The sequence below is a fragment of the Flagellimonas amphidinii genome (assembly GCF_013090115.1).
Classification (GTDB): Bacteria; Bacteroidota; Bacteroidia; order Flavobacteriales; family Flavobacteriaceae; genus Flagellimonas; species Flagellimonas amphidinii.
The window spans coordinates 89,801-112,125 of sequence record NZ_JABFNN010000033.1 but is presented as its reverse complement, the minus strand read 5'-3'; the positions used below and the strand labels follow the sequence as shown (position 1 = coordinate 112,125).

Below are 22,325 nucleotides of genomic sequence, written 5' to 3'. Positions count from 1 at the left end.
GGAGAAGTTTTGGTCGTTGTACCGTTGACCCCTGGTTCATGGAACAGTGTGGATCTGCCAATCGGAGATTTCACAGGGATGACCTGGGATAGCGTGATTCAAATGAAGTTTGATGGTCAGTTCAATGGAGATGGCAGTGCCAATACAGATCCATTTGATATCTATCTGGACAATATCTATTTCTATAGAAACTAAGAATGTCTTAATGTTTATCAATTAGGCTGGAGAAATTTTTCTTCAGCCTGTTCAACCTAATAAGAAGGAAAACTCTAATTCTTTCAAATTATAGTTAAGTCAACCATAGTAATGAATATGCAGGTTGTCATCAAAAAAGAAGTCAAAGAAGGTATTGAAAATAAGATGGAGCAGATTCGAATAGAAGACGATTATTTTTTCAAAATTTCCAATAGCGATCAATTAAGGCCTTTCTTTATGAGCATTGTAAGTGATTCCGATCACTGGATGTTCATAGGTAGTAATGGTGGTATTTCCACAGGAAGAAGGAATGCTGAATATTCACTTTTTCCCTATTATACTGATGATAAGATTATTGAATCCCAAGAAATTACAGGAAGTAAGACCATTTTTAGAGTTGATACTGAAAATGGAGTGCAACTTTGGGAGCCATTTTCCCAAAGAACAGATGACTTGTATGCATTAACGAGGAATCTATATAAGAGTGTACACGGCAATAAAGTACTGTTTGAGGAAATAAATCATGACTTAGGACTTTCTTTCAGTTATAAATGGAGTTCTAGTGATTTATATGGATTTGTTCGACAGTGTTCTCTTAACAATCATTCCGACCATACCATTAAAATTTCGGCTTTGGATGGAATCCAGAATATTTTGCCCTACGGAGTGGGTAGCGACCTCCAGAACAGACAGAGCAATTTGGTTGATGCTTACAAGCGAAGTGAGCTTGTTAAGGAGACAGGTTTAGGAATTTACGCTCTAAGCGCTATTATTGTGGATAAAGCGGAGCCCAGTGAAGCCCTCAAGGCTAACATTGTATGGTCAAAAGGGCTTGAAAACCCTAAATACTTACTATCCTCTCTACAACTTCCCAACTTCAGAAAAACAGGGGTAATTGAAACAGAATATGATATCAAGGCCGAAAAGGGAGCTTATTTCATAGCTACGGATTTTATAATACAGCAAGAAGAGCAAAAGAAATGGCTATTTGTAGCCAATGTCAATCAAAATCACTCCAATATAGTTGCTATTGCAGAGCAAATTCAGAAAGATGAGAGCATTTCTGAACAAATTATACAGGATATTGAAAAAGGAACGCAAAATTTAATACAACTGGTTGCTGCTTCAGATGGATTGCAAATGTCCCAGGATAGACTCCGAGACACTCGCCATTTTTCCAATACCCTGTTCAATATTATGAGAGGAGGCATCTTTGATGATAATTATTGGTTGGAAAAAGAGGATTTTATCGGTTATCTGAGAAAAGCCAACAAAAAGGTTTACAAAAGCTCAGGGGAGATGCTTCTGGAGCTTCCCGAAAAGTTCACCTTGAGAACACTAAGGATTATTATTGAAAACGCGGATGACAAAGATTTTATCAGGCTTTGTATGGAGTACATGCCGTTAAAATTCAGTAGAAGACACGGGGACCCAAGTAGGCCATGGAATCGGTTTTCCATCAACCTAAGGGATGAAAATGATGGTTCCAAAATTTTGGATTACGAAGGAAACTGGAGGGATATCTATCAAAACTGGGAGGCGTTGGCACATTCGTATCCAGAGTTTGTGGATAGTATGATTTTCAAGTTCTTAAATGCCAGCACATTTGATGGCTATAATCCCTATAGAATTACCAAAGATGGTTTTGACTGGGAAATTATTGAGCCGGATGATCCTTGGTCCTATATAGGATATTGGGGCGATCATCAGATTATTTATTTACTTAAATTTTTGGAATTTCTAGAAAACCGAAAGTCTGGAAAATTGGCAAACTATTTCAACCAAAATGCATTTGTTTACGCCAATGTTCCTTACCGTATCAAGAGTTATGGGGACATTCTTAAAAATCCAAAGGATACTATTGATTTTGATTTTAAGTCTGACACCCAAATTCGTGCCAAAAGAAATGAAATAGGTGCCGATGGCGCTTTATTAAATGATAGTGACGGCAATATCCATAGGGTCAATTTCATGGAAAAGATTTTGGCAACAGTTTTGTCAAAACTCTCAAATTTTATTCCAGAAGCAGGTATTTGGATGAATACACAAAGACCGGAATGGAACGATGCGAACAATGCACTTGTGGGGAATGGGGTTTCCATGGTAACCTTATATTACTTAAGACGATTCCTAAAGTTCTTTCAGGGAATTTTAAAAGAATCAGATTTTACCAAAATTGAAGTGTCTTCTGAATTATTCAAGTTCTTCAATGATATTTTAAGCGCTTTTGATCAATATGTCTCTGTACTCACAGGTAAGGTGGATAATACCACTCGTAAACAGATTATGGATGCTTTGGGACAATCAGGCAGTAATTATCGATTGCAAATTTATCAACATCTATTTTCTGGAAAAAAAGAATCAATTTCCAAGGATGCACTTGAACAATTGGTAACGGTCAGTCTTCAATTTTTGGAACATTCTATTAAATGCAACAAAAGGAAAGATGGGATGTATGATGCCTATAATCTCATGACGGTGGAAAATGACAAGGAAGTTTCCATTTCCCATTTAAGCGAAATGCTCGAAGGTCAAGTGGCAGTCCTCAGTTCTGGATATTTAAGTTCCAAAGAAGCTGTTGACGTTCTGGATGCTTTAAAAAGCAGTGATTTGTTCAGGGAGGATCAATACAGCTATTTATTGTATCCAGCGAAAGAATTACCGCTCTTTATGGAAAGGAATACAATTCCACATGAAGCTGTTGAAAACATTGAACTCTTTCAACAATTGTTGGCCGATGAAAACCTTCTGATCATAGAAAAAGATGTCAAAGGCGAAGTTCATTTCAATGGGAATTTTAAGAATGCAAAAGATGTGGAGCTCGTTTTAGATGCAATATCTGGAACAAAGTATGCAGAACTATTAGAGCAAGATAAAGCAAAAGTGCTTCAGGTCTTTGAAGATATTTTTGACCATAAATCATTTACAGGAAGATCAGGGACTTTTTATGGCTATGAAGGTTTGGGTTCCATCTACTGGCACATGGTATCCAAACTTTTATTGGCAGTTGAGGAATGTTGTTTGAAAGCTGTTGAGAATGGGGAAGATGACGAAATAGTTGGAAGGCTCTTGGAACATTTCTATGAAATTAATGAGGGAATTGGAGTGCACAAGTCTCCTTCACTGTATGGTGCATTTCCCACAGACCCTTACTCGCACACCCCTACAGGAAAAGGAGCTCAGCAACCGGGGATGACAGGTCAGGTGAAAGAAGATATTCTAAGCAGATTTGGAGAGCTGGGAGTTTTTGTGAAAGAAGGAAAACTACATTTTGCACCATGCCTTTTGCGCAGAGAAGAATTTTTAAAAATTCCCAAAGTCTTTGAGTATTTGGACACAAACTCCAGCCTAAGAAAAATAAAGTTGGAGAAAGACACACTTTCTTTCACTTATTGTCAAACACCTATTATCTACAGGATTTCAGAGAAGGAGGACATGGAGGTAATTCTCCAAGAGGGCTCCTCTATAGCTTTTGATGGTTTATGGTTGGATGAAGACACGAGCAAAAAAATATTTGAAAGAACTGGGGAAATCAGTTTGGTCAAAGTGAATATTACAGAAAAGAAATTAAGATGAGTACAAAAGAGAAACGGTATGAAATCAATTATTGCATTTACTGTTGTTGCAATGGTTATGGTCACTTGCATTTCATGTAAGGAGTCAGACAAGAAAGAGCGTACAAACCAATCCCAAATACAAAAACAAGTGACGGCTAAAGATATTTTAGGCAACCCCGAATATTTGGCAATTTCCTATGGAGGATATAGAGAGATTACCAGAGAAATACAACCAACCATTGAAGAATTGAAAGAAGATATGAAAATTCTTTCAGCTATGGGTATCAAAATAGTAAGAACCTACAACGTGCAATTAGAGCAAGCTCCAAATTTGCTCAAAGCTATACAAGAACTAAAAGAAGAAGACCCAAATTTTGAAATGTATGTAATGTTGGGGGCTTGGATAGATTGTAAAAATGCTTGGACAGGTATGGAACCGGATCATTTTACGGAAAGTGAAAAAAATGAAGGGGAAATAAAAAGGGCAGTCGCCTTGGCAAAGAAGTATCCTGAAATTGTGAAGATTCTCGCAGTTGGGAATGAAGCCATGGTTAAATGGGCAACAAGCTATTATGTACAGCCATGGGTGATTTTAAAATGGGTGAATCATCTTCAAAACCTCAAGGAAAATGGAGAATTGCCCCAAGACCTTTGGATTACCAGCTCAGATGATTTTGCCTCTTGGGGTGGGGGGGATTCAAGCTATCATACAGAAGATTTGGAAAAGTTGATAAAGGCTGTGGATTATATTTCCATGCACACTTATGCCTATCACAATACCCATTACAACCCAGAGTTTTGGTGGGTGCCAGAGGATGAGGAACAACTTTCTGATATGGAAAAAATAGAAGCGGCCATGCTTAGGGCAAAAACTTTTGCCATGTCGCAGTATGATGCTGTATCTAATTATATGAAAAGCCTTGGAGTGCATAAACCCATACACATTGGGGAAACAGGTTGGGCCACAATTTCAAATGGGCAATATGGCCCAAAGGGTTCCAAGGCAACCGATGAATTTAAAGAAGCCCTATATCACAAGCATATCAGGGAATGGACCAATGAGGAAGGAATATCCTGCTTTTATTTTGAGGCTTTCAATGAAAAATGGAAAGATGCTCAAAATAGTCAAGGTTCCGAGAACCATTTTGGACTGTTTACACTGGATGGAAGGGCAAAATATGCTTTATGGGATCTAGTGGATCAAGGAGTATTTGAAGGCCTTACCAGAAATGGAAACTCAATTACGAAAACATATAGTGGAGATAAAGAGACTTTGATGAAGGATGTTCAGATTCCACCCTCGAAAAAAGAACAGGAAGCTATTCATTAGCCATAGAACTAGAAGCCACCATTGATTTTGGTGATGCCGAGAAAATAACTAAACCAAAAATATAACTAAAAACCAAACGATATGTCACAATACAAAACAGCCGCAAAAGACAAGGTGCCGGTAAGGCAAAAAGCTGCCTTTGGTGCAGGTCATTTTGTACTTAATCTCTTACCAGGAGTATTAGGCGTTTATCTTCAGGTATTTATCCTAACAGCATTTGGAATGGACCCAGTTTGGGCAGGCCTTTTGGGGGGATTACCCAGAATATTCGATGCAATTACCGATCCCATAATGGGTTTCATATCAGACAATACCAAATCTCGTTGGGGTAGAAGGAGACCTTATATTTTTGGCGGAGCCATAATTAGTGGGATACTTTTCATTTTGATGTGGCAACTGGATGAAAATGCATCGCAAACGTTCAATTTTTGGTATGTAATGATTTTGCAAATTCTATTCCTAGTTGGGAATACCATGTTTGCAACGCCACTTGTTGGATTGGGGTATGAGATGACCTCAGATTATAATGAGAGAACCCGTCTAATGAGTTTGGCAAACTCCATGGGGCAAATAGCTTGGATGATCGTGCCTTGGTTATATGTCATCATCCCCGATGCAAATACTTTTGATAATCCTGCCCAGGGAGTCCGGACCATGGCAGTTATTGTTGGGGTGGTTTGTATTGCATTCGGAATCTTACCCGCGTTCTTTTGCAGGGGTATTGATTCAGCTCATATGGAAAATCGACAAGAAATCAATTTTAAAACACTTTCGGCCAACTTGAAGGATTTGGTCAAGGGAATAAAACAGGTATCTAAAAACAAACCTTTTATGAAACTCTGTGGAGCTACCTTTTTGGTATTTAATGGATTTCAATTGGTCGCTGCTTTTTCTGTCTTCATTATTGTGTTTTATATGAATCAGGGTAGCTGGGAACAGGCGGGTACATGGCCAGCCTGGTTTAATACACTAAATGCCATGATCACAGCGTTTTTAGTGATTCCTATTATTTCAAAAATGGCAACAAAGTGGGGGAAAAGAAAAGCTTTTTTAATTTCTACATTTTTGTCGATTATAGGCTATTCATTAAAATGGTGGGGCTTTGATATCCAACTTAATGATAGTTTCAACCAAACTGCTTTTGGACAAAGTTTGAACAGTGGAGTGGCCTCAATCTTTAATTTTCTTGATCCTTATTTGGAAAGTGTTGGGATGACATGGTTCAGTGTGGATGCTAGTAATGGAATCCCGTGGCTCATCTTTGTACCTATCCCATTATTTGCTTTTGGTATGGGAGGGTTGTTTACCCTAATGATGAGTATGACTGCAGATGTTTGCGACTTGGATGAGCTTGAGAATGGAATGCCAAGAAAAGAAGGGACTTTTGGAGCTATTTATTGGTGGATGGTAAAATTGGGCCAGGCTTTGGCAATTATATTGAGTGGTGTTATATTGAAGATTGTTGGATTTGACCAAAACATAAGCCAACAAGCCGCTGAAACCATGTCGCGACTTAGAATTGCTGATATTGTTGTGCCTGCCACTACCGCGGCAATGGCAATGATAGTAATGTGGAGATATAGTCTTAGTGAAAAGAGAGCCAAAGAAATTAAGGCCGAATTGGTGAGTCGTAGAGGAGAACTTTAGTTTAGGGGAATTAGTTTGAATAATACAATTATATCATGTCTTCAAGGAGAAAAGAAAAATTTTTGGCGCTAGCTGCCTTGGATTATCGAGGTAAGTCTTTGCATCAATTACAGACCATTGGCAAAGAGGTTTTGGAAAGTGGTATGCACGGATTGTGCTTTAGCCCTTATGAAGAAGGGCAAAGACCAGGAGACCAGATCTCGGAACAGCAAATTCGTCGAAGAATGGAAATCATAAAGCCTTATACCCGATGGATACGTTCATTCTCATGTACGGATGGCAATGAAATCATTCCTAAAATCGCAAAGGAATATGGTATCAAAACAATGGTAGGGGCCTGGTTGGGAGATGATCCAAAAATTAATGAAAGAGAAGTTGCGGGATTGATTACGTTGGCCAATGAAGGTTATGTAGATTTGGCCGCTGTAGGCAATGAGGTAATGTACAGGGGTGATTTGGCTGAGAATGAACTCTTGGATTTTATTTTTTTGGTAAAAGATTCCATTCCAGAAATTACTGTAGGTTATGTTGATGCCTATTATGAATTTGTGGAAAGACCTCGGATTACAGAAGCCTGTGATGTAATTCTTGCCAATTGCTATCCTTTTTGGGAAGGTTGTGATTTGGATTATTCACTACTCTATATGAAAGATATGTACCAAAGAGCCCTTAGAGCTGGTAATGGAAAAAAAGTGATTATTTCCGAAACGGGCTGGCCCAGTAAGGGGACAAATTTGGAAGGGGCCTTTCCATCCTACGAAAATTATCTTAAGTATTTCATCAATACCCAAAGATGGGCCAAAGAGGAGAATATTGAGATTTTTTATTTCTCTTCTTTTGATGAATCTTGGAAAGTAGGCGCAGAGGGGGATGTAGGAGCCTTTTGGGGGCTTTGGGACAAAGAGGAGAAGTTGAAATTTTGAAAAATCAACCAAATCTAGGTTCATCAAGCTTATCATTTTTCTAAGAATCGAATAAGCGTACTGTCTAATTTCATACATTGATCCAAAACACCCATTCGTTAAAAGATAGACCCCATTGATTAATTTAGGGAGTATCATGGGGAGATTCCATCCTATGTTTGTTCAAGAGAACGAAAAGCTTTTTAAAAATTAAAAGCAAACCTCCAAAAAATAGGATGGGGTAATTGTAGGGGTACTTTTAGTGTTCTTTATCCAAATCGTCTTATTCAAAAGAGGTTCCCGTTACGCCGAGGGGTTTTGAGGTTGAGCCCCTTGGTTGTAGCGGATTTTAAAAAAATGTTTCCACATGACTTGACCTACTTATCAGAAAAAAAGAGCTATTAAAGGCTCTTTTTTTTTATGCAAATACTAAACCTCAGGAAGTTTTCTGGTTCAGAATACCATTGTTTACATCTTGTGAAAAAAAGAGCAACTCAAGAACTTGGTTTTACATGTAAGTTTCAAGACAAAAAACCTACTTTTGTATAAGAACATATTGAGGAAGATTTTTGTTATGTCAGAACAAGTTGAAAGAATTAAAACATTGATTATCGGATCGGGTCCAGCAGGTTATACAGCTGCCATTTATGCAGCAAGAGCCGATTTGAAACCTATAATGTATACCGGTATGGAACCTGGAGGGCAGTTGACAACTACTACAGAGGTTGATAACTTTCCTGGATATCCTGAAGGGATTGATGGCCCTACTATGATGGTGCAATTGCAACAGCAGGCAGAGCGGTTTGGAACAGAAGTAAGAGTTGGAATGGTCACAGCGGTCGATTTCAGTAATGAAGTTGGCGGGATTCATAAAATCACGGTTGACGATTCCAAACATATTGAAGCTGAAACGGTTATTATTTCTACAGGGGCATCAGCAAAATATTTGAATATCCCTAGCGAGCAACGGTTAAGAGGAGGAGGTGTTTCTGCTTGTGCCGTTTGTGATGGATTTTTCTACAAAGGCCAAGAAGTAGCCATTGTAGGTGCTGGTGATACTGCTGCAGAAGAAGCTTCGTACTTAGCCAATATCTGCAAGAAAGTAACCATGTTGGTGCGTAAAGATTATATGCGTGCCTCTAAGGCTATGCAGCATCGTGTTAATAGCATTGAGAATATAGAGGTTCGTTACAATACCGAAGTGGATGAAGTTATAGGCGATCAAGTAGTTGAAGGTCTAAGAATGGTGAACAATCAGACTGGGGAGAAGGAAGAAATAGAGATTACAGGTCTTTTCATTGCCATTGGGCATAAACCCAATACAGATATCTTCAAAGGTCAGTTGGATATGGATGAAACTGGATACATTTTAACTGAGGGAAAATCCACTAAAACCAACAAACCAGGTGTTTTTGCAAGTGGTGATGTTCAAGATAAGGAGTATAGGCAAGCTGTAACTGCTGCAGGCACAGGATGTATGGCCGCATTGGACGCAGAACGTTATTTAGCCATGGTAGAAAGTCATGAGACAGCTGTTTCTTAGCTGTTTTTAAAAAGTAAATAATAAAAAAGTGGGCAATTTGCCCACTTTTTTATTATGGTTTGGATTTAGGTTTTATTATACAGGACACTTTATATATGGTCAAGGTTGATTTCATTTCAATATCACAAACTATTTTGTGATTTTTATGAATCGCTGTGGTTTAATTGATTCATAAAGCAAAGAAATTATAGTAAATTGTGTCGGAGTTGGGTAGCTCGTCCTACTCAATCTTCAAAAAAATGCTTCATCTTGAAGCATTTGGCTTATCCAAAAACTGAAAAATTTCTAAAGACAAACCAAGTGAAAAAAAACAAACGCTTTTTTAATGCCAACATAATAGGGGCATTATTTTTATCGACCCTTGTTGTGGGATGCAACCAAGAGCCAGAGGAAGAAGTTCCATGGCAATCGTTGTTTAATGGAAAGACCCTTGAGGGATGGACCATATTGAACGGTGATGCAGAGTACCTTATTGATGATGAAAGTATAGTAGGGATAACCAAACATGACACACCAAATACCTTTCTGACAACAGAAAAAACCTATGGGGATTTTATTTTGGAGCTGGATTATCTTGTTGATTCCACTATGAACTCTGGGATTCAAATCCGTAGCAATAGCATACCAGAATTTCTAAATGGGAGGGTACATGGTTACCAAGTAGAGATAGACCCATCGGAAAGAGCTTGGAGTGCAGGTATTTATGATGAGGCAAGAAGAGGCTGGTTGGTACCACTTGTGGGAAATGAAGAAGCCCAAAAAGCTTTTCATCAGCACCAATGGAACCATTACCGAATTGAGGCCATTGGGGACACCATCAAAACTTGGATCAATGATGTGGAAGCATCATACTTGATAGATGATGCAACTCCGGACGGTTTTATAGGGCTTCAGGTACATAGTATTGGAGAAGACCAAAAAGCAGGAACTGAAATTCGGTGGAAAAACATCCGAATCCTCACCGATAGCCTTCAGAAATACAGCAAGAAATCGACTTTGCAACCCGTTGTCACCAAAAACCATCTCACACACCATGAAAAAGAAGGTGGATGGGATTTGCTCTGGGACGGAGAATCCACAAAAGGGTGGCGTGGCGCTAAATTGGACCACTTTCCTACGGAAGGTTGGATTATCGAAAATGGAGAGCTCATAGTTTTGTCCACTGGTGGTGGGGAATCAGAAGCGGGCGGTGATATTGTTACGGAAAAACAATACAACAATTTTGAACTAAAGCTGGATTTTAAAATAACAGAGGGGGCCAATAGCGGCATAAAGTACTTTGTGGACACCGAAATGAACAAAGGAGCAGGATCTGCCATTGGTCCAGAATACCAAATACTGGATGACGCCCGTCATCCGGATGCAAAATTAGGTAATCATGAAGGCAGTAGAACATTGGCTTCATTATATGATCTCATTAGGGCGGATACCTTAAAATATGTAAAACCGATTGGTGAATGGAACTCTGCCCATCTTATTTCAAAAGACAATCATATCGAACATTGGTTGAATGGCATGAAGGTGTTGGAGTATGATCGAATGAGCAATGATTTCAAAAAACTAGTGTCCGAGAGCAAGTATAAGATCTGGCCGGATTTTGGCGAAGCGGAAAAAGGAAATATCCTGTTACAGGATCATGGCGATAGGGTAGCATTTAGAAATATTAAAATCAAGGAACTCTAAAGATTTTGTCATGAACAAAAGAAGGGATTTTATTAAAAAAACTGGCCTTGGGGCCACAGGATTGACCTTGGCGGGGATTATGCCCGCGCAGGGCTTTTCAAATATTTTAGGAGCCAATGACAGGCTGAGGGTAGCTGTTATAGGGGTTCGAAGTAGGGCAAAGGCCCATATCATAGCAATTCATCAAGATGCCAATGCGCAGATTGTTTACAATTGTGATGTTGATGATGTAATTATTGAAGAACACAATGTCTGGTGCCAAGCCAATATTGGTTATGTGCCCAAAGTTGAAAAAGACTTTAGAAAGGTGTTGGATGATAAGAGTGTGGATGCGGTTTTTATTGCAACCCCCGAACATTGGCATGCGCCCATGGCGATTATGGCACTACAGGCCGGAAAGCATGTATATGTGGAAAAGCCCTGCAGTCACAACCCTTATGAAAATGACCTTTTGGTGGCAGCGCAAAAGAAATATGGCAAAAAGGTTCAAATGGGGAACCAACAGCGTTCTGCCATAACATCCATTACGGCGATAAACGATATCCGGAATGGAATTATTGGGGAGCCCTATAAAGCAGAAGCGTACTATTCCAATAACAGGGGCTCCATTGGTAAAGGTTCTAAAATTGAAGTACCCAAGACCTTGGATTGGGAACTCTGGCAGGGACCTGCACCGAGAGAATCCTACAGGGATAATGTGCATCCGTACAATTGGCATTGGTTCCGCAATTGGGGTACAGGTGAAATCCATAACAATGGAACCCATGAAATTGATATCAGTAGGTGGGCATTGGGGGTCGACCTACCAGAAACGGTAACTTCATTTGGTGGAAAATATACTTATGATGATGATTGGGAGTTTGTGGACAACCAACAAGTGACCTACTCCTTTCCCGGAAATAAGTTCATCACATGGACAGGGCATAGCCGAGGCATCATGAAACCGGAACGGCCCGGAAGGGGAACTACCATTTACGGCAGCAAAGGAACCATTGAACTGAGCAGGAATTTTTATAAGCTCTATGATTTGGCAGGCAATCCAATTAAGCTGGAGTTTGAAAAATCATCCAGCGCAACTACCAATACACAGGGCATAGGCGGTTTGGATGTGGACCACGTGAAGAATTTTTTCAACGGAATACGAAAAGATGAATCACTACATGCCGATATCAAAGATGCCAGTATTTCCACAATGCTATGTCATTTAGGGAATTTTGCCCAAGATGCTGGACATACCCTTCAAATTGATGTTAAAACCGGAAAGATCCTCAATGATGGGGCAGCGATGAAGAACTGGAAAAGAGAATATGAAAAGGGTTGGGAGCCCAAGCTTTAAAAAATGAATAGAAGAGATTTTGTAGTAAAGAGCGGCACGGCTGCAATGGGAGTTTCAGCGCTAAGCGCTGGCATGTATGCGCCATTCACCACTAAAACAGTGAATGTTGGTGTAATTGGAACAGGAGATAGAGGAGGAGGACTTGCAGCCATTATGCGAGGAATTCAAGATTTGAATGTTACGGCATGTTGCGATGTACTTCCATTTAGATTGGAGGATGGAATTAAAAAGGCTGGGGGCAGTGCAAAGGGCTATTCTGATTATAGAAAATTATTGGATAACAATGCTATTGATGCCGTAATTGTTACCACCCCTTTTAGCACCCATGAACAGATTGCCCTAGATGCCCTTGACGCTGGAAAGCACGTTTATTGCGAAAAGACCATGGGAAAGGGTTATGAGGGAATCAAAAGAATGCTCCAAGGAGCTTCCAATTCAAAAAAAGTGTTCCAAACAGGACATCAATTTCATAGTTCCCGGTTGTATACCCATGTGGTCAAAATGATAAAGGAGGGTGAAATAGGTAGAGTGGTGGACATTGAATGCCAATGGAACCGGAATGGAGATTGGCGTAGACCAGTGCCCAAGTCAGAATATGAACGTGCCATCAACTGGAGAATGTACAGGGAGTTTTCAGGTGGTCTTTTGGCCGAGCTCTGTTCCCATCAATTGGATTTGACCAACTGGATTTTGGAGGCCACTCCATTGCGTGTTGTTGGTGAAGGGGGCATCGACTATTGGAAAGATGGTAGGGAAACCTATGACAATGTGCATATGATCTATACCTATCCCAATGGAGTTCGGGCCAAGTTTACTTGTCTTACAAGCAACTCGAAAGATGACTATCTGATTAAAATTCTTGGCGATAAGGGAACCATTACCATTGACTATACCAAGGCATGGTTCTATCCGGAGAAAAAACAGGAAACAAAAACTCTTGGTGAAGTGGATGGTGTTTCTGGAGCTACTTTGAAATGGGATCAAGATAAGGGATACCCAATTGAAGTAGAGCATTTAGACCCTAGTAAACAGGCCTTGTTGGACTTTAAAGATGCTATCGTTGATGGTAAATTGCCTATTTCCAACGCTGAAACTGGTGCTAAAGCCGCAGTTTGTGTTCAAATGGGACTGGATGCTTTATATGGCAAAAAAGCAGTGTCTTGGAAAGAGGGTATAGTATAGTGATACATCCAATAAAATAAAAGAGGGCACCCGTAGGGTGCCCTCTTTTCATGGAGTGCTAATTCAATTGACTTAATCTATTCTTTTGTAATTCTCTGAAAATGTTCTGTTGCCTTCTTCATCAAAACTTATTTGGCTATAGGTGTTACCGTTTAGTTGCAATTCAAACGTAAAGACGCGCAAGGTGTCCAGGGCGCTCATCATGGATGCTGATCCATATTCCAAGGTTTCAACCAGAGAATCTGTTGTAATTCGGTACTTTCCATATCCGAACCATTCCAAGGAATCCTGGGGGGCGTATCTGCTCCACATGACCTTTCCGTTATAGAACATCTTTACTTGCCGATACCCATCTGCCTTGGGAACCGTATCAGAAATATTAATGCCATCATCGTAGTTATAAAAGCCTTGCAATTCCCAAGTGCCTTCTATGGAATGCATATTTATAGGTTTTGGAGATTCAAATTCTGTAGCAGAAATCAGAATTAGCAACAACAAAACCAATCCAAAAGTTTTTTTCATCGTGGCGTGTGTTAGTGTTAGAGTTTAAGTTTTGTTTTCACATAAAAGATAATCTATTTTTAATAATAAATCAATTTTAAATATGTTTATTTAATGATTTGATAAACAATTAAGAATAAAACAAAAAGCCTAGCAAACGCTAGGCTTTAGTTGGATTGGTTTGATTTGTTCAATCTTGGTCGTTCAAAATACCATTTTAATATTTATGAACACTGCCCGAAACTGATTTTTTGGTTTGGACGCTTGCTTCTCCCGAGTAAGAGATATCCGCGCCACTACTGGCATCGGCCACTAAAGATTCAGATACATTTATAGAAATGTCAGCACCACTACTGGCATCCGCGTTGCATTTTTCTGCCATAAGATCTCGTGCTCTAATGTCTGCCCCACTGCTGGCGTCGGCATATAGCATTTTAGTTGTGCCTGCCACTTTAATGTCTGCCCCGCTACTGGCATCTGCAGATACTTCGTTTGCAGTCAATTCCACATGCAAATCAGAACCACTACTGGCATCCAATTCAATTTTTTCAGCATCAATAACATTTTGAGCAATGAGGTCTGCGCCGCTGGAACTTCTTAGTCCAGTTATCTCAGGAAGCGAAACATATACCTTCTTGGTTGCTCTTCCAATATTTTCAATAGCATGGATTTTGAGTTTTCCATCTCTAATATCGGTTCCGATGAGGTCAATGATATTTTCATCGGCTTCCACGGTGATTTTAAATTCGCTGTCTTGGGTAACAAATACATCAATTCCTTCTGATGCGGATACCACGGTAAAGTCTTCAGCAACTTTTCGGGTTTCTTCCACCACTTCCCCGTTTCCTTTAACGCCACTGCCAAAATTTAGGTCCATGTGGCAAGAGGAAGCGAAAAGGGCAAATAATACTGCGATTGCGATTCTTGCTAGTGTTGTCATGATTGTTTTTTTTGATTGATTAAAATTCGTGTTTATATAGTTGTTTAATTAATAAAGCTTACTCAATTGTCAAAATTAGTGGCTCAATTGTCGTTATTGTCCCCTGCTTTTATTTTGATGCCGTTTTCGTCTATTTTCATTTCAAAGGAATCATTGTTGTCCTTTACGTCAATATTTACGCCATCTTCATTAATGATTATTTTTCCACCGTCTTCTTGCTCTTCAACTTCCTCTTCCAATACTTCCTCAGGACAATTCAAACATTTTAATTCACCATCTTCGCCCATCTGCCAAGTATGCCCAGCGATTCCGCTACGGTAATAATCCCTGTCATTGCTTATTCCACTACCTATATGAGCTTTTGTGGATTCATCAAATCGAATAAAGCTACCTTCAGGAATATAAAGCGTTGAAGTTACCTCTTGGTTTCTAGCCTTGTTCTCTGGAGCCGTAGTAAGAAATTCATCAAGAAAAATCTCGTTGCCAACAAGTGTATAACCGTAATGGATTTGCCTGGCCCTATCCCTAGCTTTCGGAGTGGAACTTCCATGTGCGTCTTTTCTAATGTCAATTTTAACAATAGAATCTTCAGCTTTTCTCAGCTTGATGTCAACATCGTCAGAAATCAATATTTTAGTATCATTTTTGTCATAAGTGAAGCCCATGCGTCCAAAGTGCATTCCATCCATGTCATGATCTAGATTGGATTCTTTGATTTTGATGATGAGCGTATCAATTGGGTTTTCCATGACCAATTCATTTTCTATATGTACACTTCCCACGTTTGCAAATTCAGCGGCCTGACGAACTCCTAGAGCAATCAAAACACCAATGGAAATCAACCAAAGACCCAACAATGAAAATTTGGCAATGTTTCCAATGGATTTAAGGTTGTTCACCAAAATCTTCAATCCAAGATAGAGGACAAAGAAAAAGGGGATGCCTATTGTAAAGAACAACAGGAGCGAAACCAACCAAACTGGAGCCCCCGTAGTATTTACAAGTTCATAGAAATCAACTCCTGGAAAATGTACCGCATCAAACATACCTACGGTAAATAAGGCAATGAACAGCCCTATTAGTGTTGAGGCACCAATGATGATCAATAAGATGCCAATGAACTTACCAATAATCTTAAAGAAAAACATGATGATGTCCCCTAGGGTATCAAAAAAGGTCTTGGAGCCGCTTTTGACCTTGTTGCCTACTTTTTCGTAGTCAACACTTTTTACTTTATCTGCAACATCATCAAACCCCTCTTTAACTTTGCGTTCTATATTGCTGATGTTGATAGGCTCTCCCCGCATGTCCAATTTTTGCGAGGTGGTTGCAGCTTCTGGTACCAAAATCCAAAGTAGGATATATGCAATCAGTCCAAAACCTGTAAATACGGCCAAAAGAATAAAGATCAACCTGATCCAAAGCGCATCAAACCCTAGATAGTGTTCCAGACCAGAACATACACCGCCAATATATTTTTGATCAATGTCGCGATATAGTTTTTTGGCCTTGCTTGTGGTTTGTGTTTGACTTTTCTTTGGTTCGTCCTCAAAAATATCTTCGTCTACCATGTAATCTTCGGGTTGTCCCATTACATTGATGACCTCATCCACCTCTTTGTGGGTAATGACCTGTCGCTCATTTTCCATTTTTTCAAGAAAAAGCTCTGCAATCCTAGCTTCAATGTCCGCTATGATTTCTTCGCTGCCCGCTGTGCCTGAAAAGGACCGTTTTATAGACTCCAAATAACGTTTCAGCTTATTGAAAGCATCATCGTCTATATGGAAGAGCGTGTTTGCTAAATTTATGTTTACTGTCTTGTTCATTTTCTGATTCTTATTTCGTGTTGGTTACCAAATTGACTGCGTTTCTAAGTTCATCCCAGGTACCGTTGAGTTCATTGAGGAACAACCGGCCTGTTTCGGTAAGTGCGTAATATTTACGTGGTGGTCCTGAGGTGGATTCTTCCCAGCGATAGTTGAGAAGTCCGGCATTTTTCAGCCTTGTCAGTAGTGGGTAAATAGTACCCTCCACCACTAGCATCTTAGCGTCTTTTAGAGCTCCGAGTATTTCTGAGGCATATTTGTCCTTATCACTTAAGATGGACAGTATGCAATACTCAAGAACCCCTTTGCGCATTTGTGCTTTTGTGTTTTCTATATTCATAATTTCATGGTTCTTATGTTGTGCTGAACAAGTTCAGCCTCTGATTAACTGTTCGTTTTGTGTTTCCACCACGATCCCCTGTGATGAGCAGGGGAGTGGAAACGGTTTTTTGATTGATGATTGATTGATTTGATTGATGAATTGTTCGTTTTTTGATTGATGATTAAACTCCTTGTCGTTATTTGATGAATTTTATGGTAAAGGGATATTTAAAAGTTTCTCCCTCATTAGTTCTTATGGTTGCCAAAATGGTGTAAACCACATTAACCACTCCAATGGCTACTTGCAGAATCCCACTAATGCCCGCTGGCCAAAACAATCTGCCAAACCTAAAGTCATCGCTACTGATATGAATGTTCAGGTTGTTAAGGTCACTTAATTTGTGGATTCCCCAAAAATCCCAGTTGAAGAGATCTGGTGCAAAACCAACAAAGAAAGGAATACTGATCAAACCTGCTACAATGGAATACAAAAGCATGCTTATCTGAAAATTAAGTGCTTGTTTACCGTTATAATCCACAAAGCGGTGCTCTTTCTTATTGGCCGTCCACAAAATAAGTGGAAGGATAAAGTTTCCAAATGGAATAAAGTATTTGGAAAATGTTGAGGCATGAATCAGTGCTGATAAATTACGTTCGTGTTTGGTTAAAGTTGTTGCCATTTTCGATTGATGATTTTATTGTAATATAGGTTTACCTATTAGCTTACGATGCAAATATATATCCAAAAGATGGTACTATGCAAAACAAAGTACTATAAATTAACATTTATTTAACAATCATGGATTCGCTGGTTTTTGCTTATTTTTAGCATTGCTAAACAAAGAATATGGCGCTAACGGCTAGTAAAATCAACACTTTTACATTTTGGAAGTTACCTTCGGCCTGGTGGGGCGGGGTTAGACTTATTTATATTGACGATCAAAAAGCAATTACTTCGGTAAAGCATCGGTGGGTTAACCAGAATCCGTTTAAATCGATGTTTTGGGCCATACAGGGCATGGCGGCAGAGTTAAGTACTGGTGCCATGGTCATGAATGAAATTCAAAAAAGTGGTAAACGAATTTCAATGTTAGTGGCCAACAATAATGCTACGTTCACTAAAAAAGCTACAGGAAGAATTAAGTTTACTTGTGAAGATGGTCATTTGATCAAAGAAGCTATTCAAAACACTATTGAAACAGGTGAGGGGCAGACGTTTTGGATGAAATCGGTAGGGGTGAATCAGGAAGGCGTAGAAGTGTCCACATTTAATTTTGAATGGACAGTTCGGATAAAAAGCTAAATTGTTTTTGTGACTTTTTTTATCAAAAAGTGTCCAAATGAGTACCGATTAAAATGAATAATATAATGTGTTCTAGTTTCTAAAGACTTAGAAACATTATTTTTTAGTAATTTCAACTTCAACTATACACTAATTAGAAATTAAATACCACAATGGGAAAATTCGAAATCAAAACAGGTAGCTCAGGTAAAACCATGTTTAATCTTAAGGCAGGAAACGGACAAGTGATATTGACCAGCCAAAGCTATGAAAGTAAAGATGGCTGTAAAAACGGTATAGAGTCCGTTAAAAAGAATTCACAAGACGATGCACGTTTTGATCGTAAAACTGCTAAGGATGGTAGTCCTTTCTTTACTTTGACTGCTACAAATGGTCAAATTATAGGAAAAAGTGAAATGTACAGTTCTACCTCTGCTATGGAAAATGGAATCGCATCAGTGAAGAAAAATGCTCCTGATGCTGATGTGGAGGATAACTCTTAGTTAAATCCATTTCAATATAATAAAGACAGCTTTTTTGAGCTGTCTTTTTTTTTTCATACTGTGTAACAAATCAAATAAACGTGCAACTCATAAAAAAATCAAAACAATCAAAAAATGAACGCACACGAAATAGACTATGAAATTTATGGGGAAGAGATGCAATATGTGGAAATTGAACTGGACCCCCAAGAGGCAGTTGTTGCCGAAGCCGGAAGTTTTATGATGATGGATACCGATATCCAAATGGATACTATTTTTGGTGATGGTTCCAATCAAGATTCTGGGGTGTTGGGTAAATTGTTCTCTGCCGGAAAGCGTCTGCTTACAGGTGAAAGTCTTTTTATGACCGCATTTTTGAATGTGGGACAAGCCAAAAAGCAGGTAAGCTTTGCTTCGCCTTACCCAGGTAAAATCGTGCCGATAGATCTTTCTGAAAAAGGCGGAAAGTTCATCTGCCAAAAAGATGCCTTTCTCTGTGCAGCAAAAGGTGTTTCCGTTGGTATTGAGTTTTCCAAGCGATTGGGGCGTGGACTTTTTGGGGGTGAGGGTTTCATTATGCAAAAATTGGAAGGTGATGGACTTGCTTTTGTCCATGCGGGCGGTACTTTGGCCAAAAAGGAATTGGCACCCGGTGAAGTTTTAAAAGTGGACACAGGTTGTATTGTGGGTTTTTCCCAAACAGTGGATTATAATATTGAGTTTATAGGCGGTATTAAGAACACTGTTTTTGGTGGAGAAGGACTTTTCTTTGCCACCTTGCGCGGACCTGGAACAGTTTACATTCAGTCGTTGCCTTTTAGCCGATTGGCAGGCCGAGTGCTTGCAGCCGTGCCAAGAGGAGGTAAGGATAAAGGAGAAGGAAGCATTTTGGGCGGATTGGGCGATATGGTGATGGGAGACAAAGGGTTTTAATCCAATAAATGCTTTTCGGTGCGATTTTCATAAGTTCGCACTATGAATTTTCAGGACCTTTTTATTTTTTTGGAAGAACTCCAACAGCACAACACCAAAGAGTGGATGGATGCCAATAGAAAGTGGTACAAATCCTTGAGGAGTGATTTTGTTAAATGGTTGGATGAATTGGACTATACCATGGCCCAGTTGCATGACGATTATTATCCTACACCTGGTAAAAAAGGTATCAATAGGATAAATAATAATTTAATGTTTCATCCGCACAAACCTATCTACAAAGACCACTTTGGGGCTGGACTGGACAAAGCGCCCAACTCTGCCGATTTTTATATTGAAATAGGTTTGAAACAATGTCTTTTGGCAGGAGGGTTTTGGAGACCAGAAACTAAAATATTGCGAAGTATTCGTGATGGAATTGATTATAATGGAGAGGAATTGCAACGGCTATTGGATAAGCCTTCGTTCAAAAAACTCTTTGGAGGTTTGTATGAAGATGAAAAACTGACCAAAGCGCCCAAGGGATTTGCAAATGACCATCCCCATATCACATTATTAAGGAATAAAACCTTTGCTGTGGAGCATTCATTTGATAGGGAAGAGGTGTTTCAAGATGATTTTAACGAAAAAATCAAAAAAGTGTATTTGGAAATGCTTCCTTTCCGTCGATATTTGAACAACGCGGCAACAGTTTAAATCCATCTTCATGAAATACGGTAATGTTAGGAACATTAAGAAAGAACTACTTTCGGATAATTGGTACTCCTTGAACAAGGTCACTTTTGAATACCAACGGGAGGATGGCCAATGGGAGACACAGGTGCGGGAAGCCTATGATCGGGGCAACGGTGCCGCAATCTTATTATATAATAAGGTAAAAGGAACTGTGGTCCTGACCCGCCAGTTTAGGATGCCTACCTATTTAAATGGCAATTTGGACGGTATGATGGTAGAGGCCTGTGCCGGACTCTTGGAAAAGGGAAATGCAGAGGAGACCATTAAAATGGAAGTGGAAGAAGAAACAGGGTATAAAATTGACAAGGTTGAGAAAGTCTTTGAGGCTTACATGTCACCCGGTTCTGTAACCGAAGTGCTCTATTTTTTTGTGGGGCAGTACGAAGATAACATGAAAGTAAGTGAAGGTGGAGGAGCTGAGGATGAAACCGAGAACATTGAAGTCTTGGAAATGAGTTTTACAGCAGCACTACAACTAATGAAAATTGGAGAAATCAAAGATGCCAAGACAATCATGCTCCTACAATATGCACAGATCAACCGTTTATTTGATCAATAATCCTCGTATAGTTTTTTAAGAACGATATAAATTTCACTTCTTATTTGGGAGGTGGGAATCTTAAAATGGTTGTTCATAAAACTAAAAATGAGCAGTTTCCCTGATTTGGTTTTTACATAACCACTGAGATTGTAGTTGTTTCCCAATGAGCCAGACTTTGCAAAAATAAAAGGTTCTGTAGTTGAATCCTGCCATTTCTCAACAGTCCCGGAAGCGTCCCAGATGGGAAAAAGGTAAAAAAGGCGCTCATGAGGTGTTTCGGTATAAATTTTTCGAAGAATTTGAACAAAGGACTGTGGTGTAAACAGGTTATACCGGGATAGACCAGAACCATCTACCCAGCGTGGTTGCTGTTCCAAATTAGACAAATCATTTTCCAGCATATATGCAATTGCTCTATGTACACTTAAGGTGTCCGAAATTGTAGAAGAAGCTGTTATCATCAATTGTTCGGCTAAAAAATTGTCGCTTTCAAAGAGCATTTGTTTGTAAATGGAGTCGGTTTCTATACCATGCAACACTTTTTTTTCACCTTCAGGCAGATAATGAGCGGTTGAAATCTTTTTACCCAAAACGGATTCCAATAATTGCTTCGTCAGTTGTGGACTGGTAATGAATGGTACTTCAACGGTGTCTTTTTCTGATGGATTGATATAAAAACGGTTGTTGAACTCTTCTCGTCGCTTTGGAGCATCATCAATAAATGAAATACTGTCTTGAAAGAACCTTGGAATTACCGATAAGCTATCTCCGGTACTAATTGTCACTACATTCCCATAAAGTGGAAGTGTGCCTTTTTCAGGAGAGAAATAGGTGTCATAATCTTCCCATGCCCAACCTGGTCCATAACGTGTTTCTTCAGAATTTTTAAGATAGAGACAAATATTATTATGCTTTTTCAACCATTTTATGGAGGTACTGTCTTGAAAATAGGGATGCAACCAAGTAGGGTCTCCTGTACTTTCAACAAAAAGAGTGTCGTTGGCAACCAGATATTTTAGACTTGGAATGTTTTTGGGCAGCAATTTTAATCCAGAATAAAAAGTGGCAATTTTTACATTACTGGCTGGGGTAAAATATAGGGAACTGTTGTTTTTGTATACGATTTTTTGAGTCTTGGCATCCATTACCATAAGTCCATGCAAAGAATTTTGCAATATGGGATTTTGCAATTGTCGGTCTATGCCTTTTTTGATGGAGGTACACCCTGAAAACAATAGGGTCAATAGTAAGAATATGAAAATCAAATACTTGTAATAAAGACAAATACGGTTTCCCATGAGGCAGTTAATCGAATTTAACACGAATTTATCCAATTTTTAACCATGGCCCCGAGAATTAAGCTCTGATTTTTCGTAACTTAGAACTCAA

General features: G+C 39.3%; 19 protein-coding genes and 1 pseudogene. 14 read left to right on the top strand and 6 right to left on the bottom strand.

The features are described from left to right. From HJC33_RS10210 to HJC33_RS10170, 9 genes and pseudogenes are all read left to right on the top strand, one after another. Window positions 1-195 (top strand): annotated as a pseudogene (locus HJC33_RS10210) (T9SS type A sorting domain-containing protein); the annotation flags it as partial. Window positions 196-306: 111 nt separating this feature from the next. Beyond that, entirely contained in the window at window positions 307-3,771 is a 3,465-nt protein-coding gene (locus HJC33_RS10205; protein WP_246245522.1) for a hypothetical protein, read from the top strand. An 18-nt stretch (window positions 3,772-3,789) separates the two neighbouring features. Beyond that, window positions 3,790-5,082 carry a glycosyl hydrolase family 17 protein gene (locus HJC33_RS10200; protein ID WP_171658724.1) on the top strand — a complete coding sequence of 431 codons (1,293 nt, stop codon included), beginning with the start codon at window positions 3,790-3,792 and terminating at the stop codon, window positions 5,080-5,082. Between the two features lie 81 nt (window positions 5,083-5,163). Further along, a complete protein-coding gene (locus tag HJC33_RS10195) occupies window positions 5,164-6,729 on the top strand; it encodes an MFS transporter (protein ID WP_171658723.1) in 1,566 nt (521 codons plus the stop codon). A gap of 35 nt (window positions 6,730-6,764) precedes the next feature. After that, window positions 6,765-7,652: a glycoside hydrolase family 17 protein gene (locus HJC33_RS10190; RefSeq protein ID WP_171658722.1), complete on the top strand. Its 888-nt coding sequence runs from the start codon at window positions 6,765-6,767 to the stop codon at window positions 7,650-7,652. A gap of 553 nt (window positions 7,653-8,205) precedes the next feature. Beyond that, window positions 8,206-9,174, top strand: a complete 969-nt coding sequence (gene trxB / locus HJC33_RS10185) for a thioredoxin-disulfide reductase (RefSeq protein ID WP_171658721.1) — start codon at window positions 8,206-8,208, stop codon at window positions 9,172-9,174. Window positions 9,175-9,540: 366 nt separating this feature from the next. Further along, window positions 9,541-10,857, top strand: a complete 1,317-nt coding sequence (locus HJC33_RS10180; RefSeq protein ID WP_409557869.1) for a 3-keto-disaccharide hydrolase — start codon at window positions 9,541-9,543, stop codon at window positions 10,855-10,857. 10 nt (window positions 10,858-10,867) lie between these two features. Then, window positions 10,868-12,193: a Gfo/Idh/MocA family protein gene (locus HJC33_RS10175; RefSeq protein WP_171658719.1), complete on the top strand. Its 1,326-nt coding sequence runs from the start codon at window positions 10,868-10,870 to the stop codon at window positions 12,191-12,193. Between the two features lie 3 nt (window positions 12,194-12,196). Beyond that, window positions 12,197-13,375, top strand: coding sequence for a Gfo/Idh/MocA family protein (locus HJC33_RS10170; RefSeq protein WP_171658718.1), 1,179 nt, complete (start codon window positions 12,197-12,199; stop codon window positions 13,373-13,375). Between the two features lie 72 nt (window positions 13,376-13,447). Here HJC33_RS10170 and HJC33_RS10165 read toward each other — a convergent pair whose 3' ends face one another. From HJC33_RS10165 to HJC33_RS10145, 5 genes are all read right to left on the bottom strand, one after another. Next, a complete protein-coding gene (locus HJC33_RS10165) occupies window positions 13,448-13,897 on the bottom strand; it encodes a hypothetical protein (RefSeq protein WP_171658717.1) in 450 nt (149 codons plus the stop codon). A 196-nt stretch (window positions 13,898-14,093) separates the two neighbouring features. After that, on the bottom strand, window positions 14,094-14,816 hold the full coding sequence (locus tag HJC33_RS10160) for a head GIN domain-containing protein (RefSeq protein ID WP_171658716.1): 723 nt from the start codon (window positions 14,814-14,816) through the stop codon (window positions 14,094-14,096). Window positions 14,817-14,899: 83 nt separating this feature from the next. Next, a complete protein-coding gene (locus tag HJC33_RS10155; protein WP_171658715.1) occupies window positions 14,900-16,642 on the bottom strand; it encodes a PspC domain-containing protein in 1,743 nt (580 codons plus the stop codon). 10 nt (window positions 16,643-16,652) lie between these two features. Next, window positions 16,653-16,982, bottom strand: coding sequence for a PadR family transcriptional regulator (locus HJC33_RS10150; RefSeq protein ID WP_171658714.1), 330 nt, complete (start codon window positions 16,980-16,982; stop codon window positions 16,653-16,655). Window positions 16,983-17,160: 178 nt separating this feature from the next. After that, the gene (locus HJC33_RS10145; protein WP_171658713.1) at window positions 17,161-17,643 is read right to left on the bottom strand and encodes a DUF4870 domain-containing protein; all 483 of its coding nucleotides are present in this window, start codon (window positions 17,641-17,643) and stop codon (window positions 17,161-17,163) included. Between the two features lie 167 nt (window positions 17,644-17,810). On the opposite strand from HJC33_RS10145, the gene HJC33_RS10140 reads away from it, so the two are divergent. From HJC33_RS10140 to HJC33_RS10120, 5 genes are all read left to right on the top strand, one after another. Beyond that, window positions 17,811-18,266 carry a DUF4442 domain-containing protein gene (locus HJC33_RS10140; RefSeq protein WP_171658712.1) on the top strand — a complete coding sequence of 152 codons (456 nt, stop codon included), beginning with the start codon at window positions 17,811-17,813 and terminating at the stop codon, window positions 18,264-18,266. 152 nt (window positions 18,267-18,418) lie between these two features. Next, window positions 18,419-18,748 (top strand): YegP family protein, encoded by a 330-nt coding sequence (locus HJC33_RS10135; RefSeq protein ID WP_171658711.1) that lies wholly within the window; start codon window positions 18,419-18,421, stop codon window positions 18,746-18,748. A gap of 114 nt (window positions 18,749-18,862) precedes the next feature. Next, complete coding sequence (locus HJC33_RS10130) at window positions 18,863-19,660, top strand: TIGR00266 family protein (RefSeq protein WP_171658710.1); 798 nt, start codon at window positions 18,863-18,865, stop codon at window positions 19,658-19,660. A 42-nt stretch (window positions 19,661-19,702) separates the two neighbouring features. Next, the gene (locus HJC33_RS10125; RefSeq protein ID WP_171658709.1) at window positions 19,703-20,356 is read left to right on the top strand and encodes a DUF2461 domain-containing protein; all 654 of its coding nucleotides are present in this window, start codon (window positions 19,703-19,705) and stop codon (window positions 20,354-20,356) included. 10 nt (window positions 20,357-20,366) lie between these two features. Next, entirely contained in the window at window positions 20,367-20,954 is a 588-nt protein-coding gene (locus HJC33_RS10120; protein ID WP_171658708.1) for an NUDIX domain-containing protein, read from the top strand. On the opposite strand, the gene HJC33_RS10115 is transcribed toward HJC33_RS10120, so the two are convergent. Next, window positions 20,948-22,234 (bottom strand): D-alanyl-D-alanine carboxypeptidase, encoded by a 1,287-nt coding sequence (locus HJC33_RS10115; protein WP_171658707.1) that lies wholly within the window; start codon window positions 22,232-22,234, stop codon window positions 20,948-20,950. The two genes, HJC33_RS10120 and HJC33_RS10115, sit on opposite strands and share 7 nt — an antisense overlap. Window positions 22,235-22,325: the final 91 nt, after the last annotated feature.

What these genes read in the sequence shown, in the direction of transcription:
- HJC33_RS10205 (WP_246245522.1), top strand. Translation starts at nt 307, where the DNA reads ATGAATATGCAGGTTGTCATCAAAAAAGAAGTCAAAGAAGGTATTGAA.
- HJC33_RS10200 (WP_171658724.1), top strand. Translation starts at nt 3,790, where the DNA reads ATGAAATCAATTATTGCATTTACTGTTGTTGCAATGGTTATGGTCACT.
- HJC33_RS10195 (WP_171658723.1), top strand. Translation starts at nt 5,164, where the DNA reads ATGTCACAATACAAAACAGCCGCAAAAGACAAGGTGCCGGTAAGGCAA.
- HJC33_RS10190 (WP_171658722.1), top strand. Translation starts at nt 6,765, where the DNA reads ATGTCTTCAAGGAGAAAAGAAAAATTTTTGGCGCTAGCTGCCTTGGAT.
- trxB (WP_171658721.1), top strand. Translation starts at nt 8,206, where the DNA reads ATGTCAGAACAAGTTGAAAGAATTAAAACATTGATTATCGGATCGGGT.
- HJC33_RS10175 (WP_171658719.1), top strand. Translation starts at nt 10,868, where the DNA reads ATGAACAAAAGAAGGGATTTTATTAAAAAAACTGGCCTTGGGGCCACA.
- HJC33_RS10170 (WP_171658718.1), top strand. Translation starts at nt 12,197, where the DNA reads ATGAATAGAAGAGATTTTGTAGTAAAGAGCGGCACGGCTGCAATGGGA.
- HJC33_RS10165 (WP_171658717.1), bottom strand. Translation starts at nt 13,897, where the DNA reads ATGAAAAAAACTTTTGGATTGGTTTTGTTGTTGCTAATTCTGATTTCT.
- HJC33_RS10160 (WP_171658716.1), bottom strand. Translation starts at nt 14,816, where the DNA reads ATGACAACACTAGCAAGAATCGCAATCGCAGTATTATTTGCCCTTTTC.
- HJC33_RS10155 (WP_171658715.1), bottom strand. Translation starts at nt 16,642, where the DNA reads ATGAACAAGACAGTAAACATAAATTTAGCAAACACGCTCTTCCATATA.
- HJC33_RS10150 (WP_171658714.1), bottom strand. Translation starts at nt 16,982, where the DNA reads ATGAATATAGAAAACACAAAAGCACAAATGCGCAAAGGGGTTCTTGAG.
- HJC33_RS10145 (WP_171658713.1), bottom strand. Translation starts at nt 17,643, where the DNA reads ATGGCAACAACTTTAACCAAACACGAACGTAATTTATCAGCACTGATT.
- HJC33_RS10140 (WP_171658712.1), top strand. Translation starts at nt 17,811, where the DNA reads ATGGCGCTAACGGCTAGTAAAATCAACACTTTTACATTTTGGAAGTTA.
- HJC33_RS10135 (WP_171658711.1), top strand. Translation starts at nt 18,419, where the DNA reads ATGGGAAAATTCGAAATCAAAACAGGTAGCTCAGGTAAAACCATGTTT.
- HJC33_RS10130 (WP_171658710.1), top strand. Translation starts at nt 18,863, where the DNA reads ATGAACGCACACGAAATAGACTATGAAATTTATGGGGAAGAGATGCAA.
- HJC33_RS10125 (WP_171658709.1), top strand. Translation starts at nt 19,703, where the DNA reads ATGAATTTTCAGGACCTTTTTATTTTTTTGGAAGAACTCCAACAGCAC.
- HJC33_RS10120 (WP_171658708.1), top strand. Translation starts at nt 20,367, where the DNA reads ATGAAATACGGTAATGTTAGGAACATTAAGAAAGAACTACTTTCGGAT.
- HJC33_RS10115 (WP_171658707.1), bottom strand. Translation starts at nt 22,234, where the DNA reads ATGGGAAACCGTATTTGTCTTTATTACAAGTATTTGATTTTCATATTC.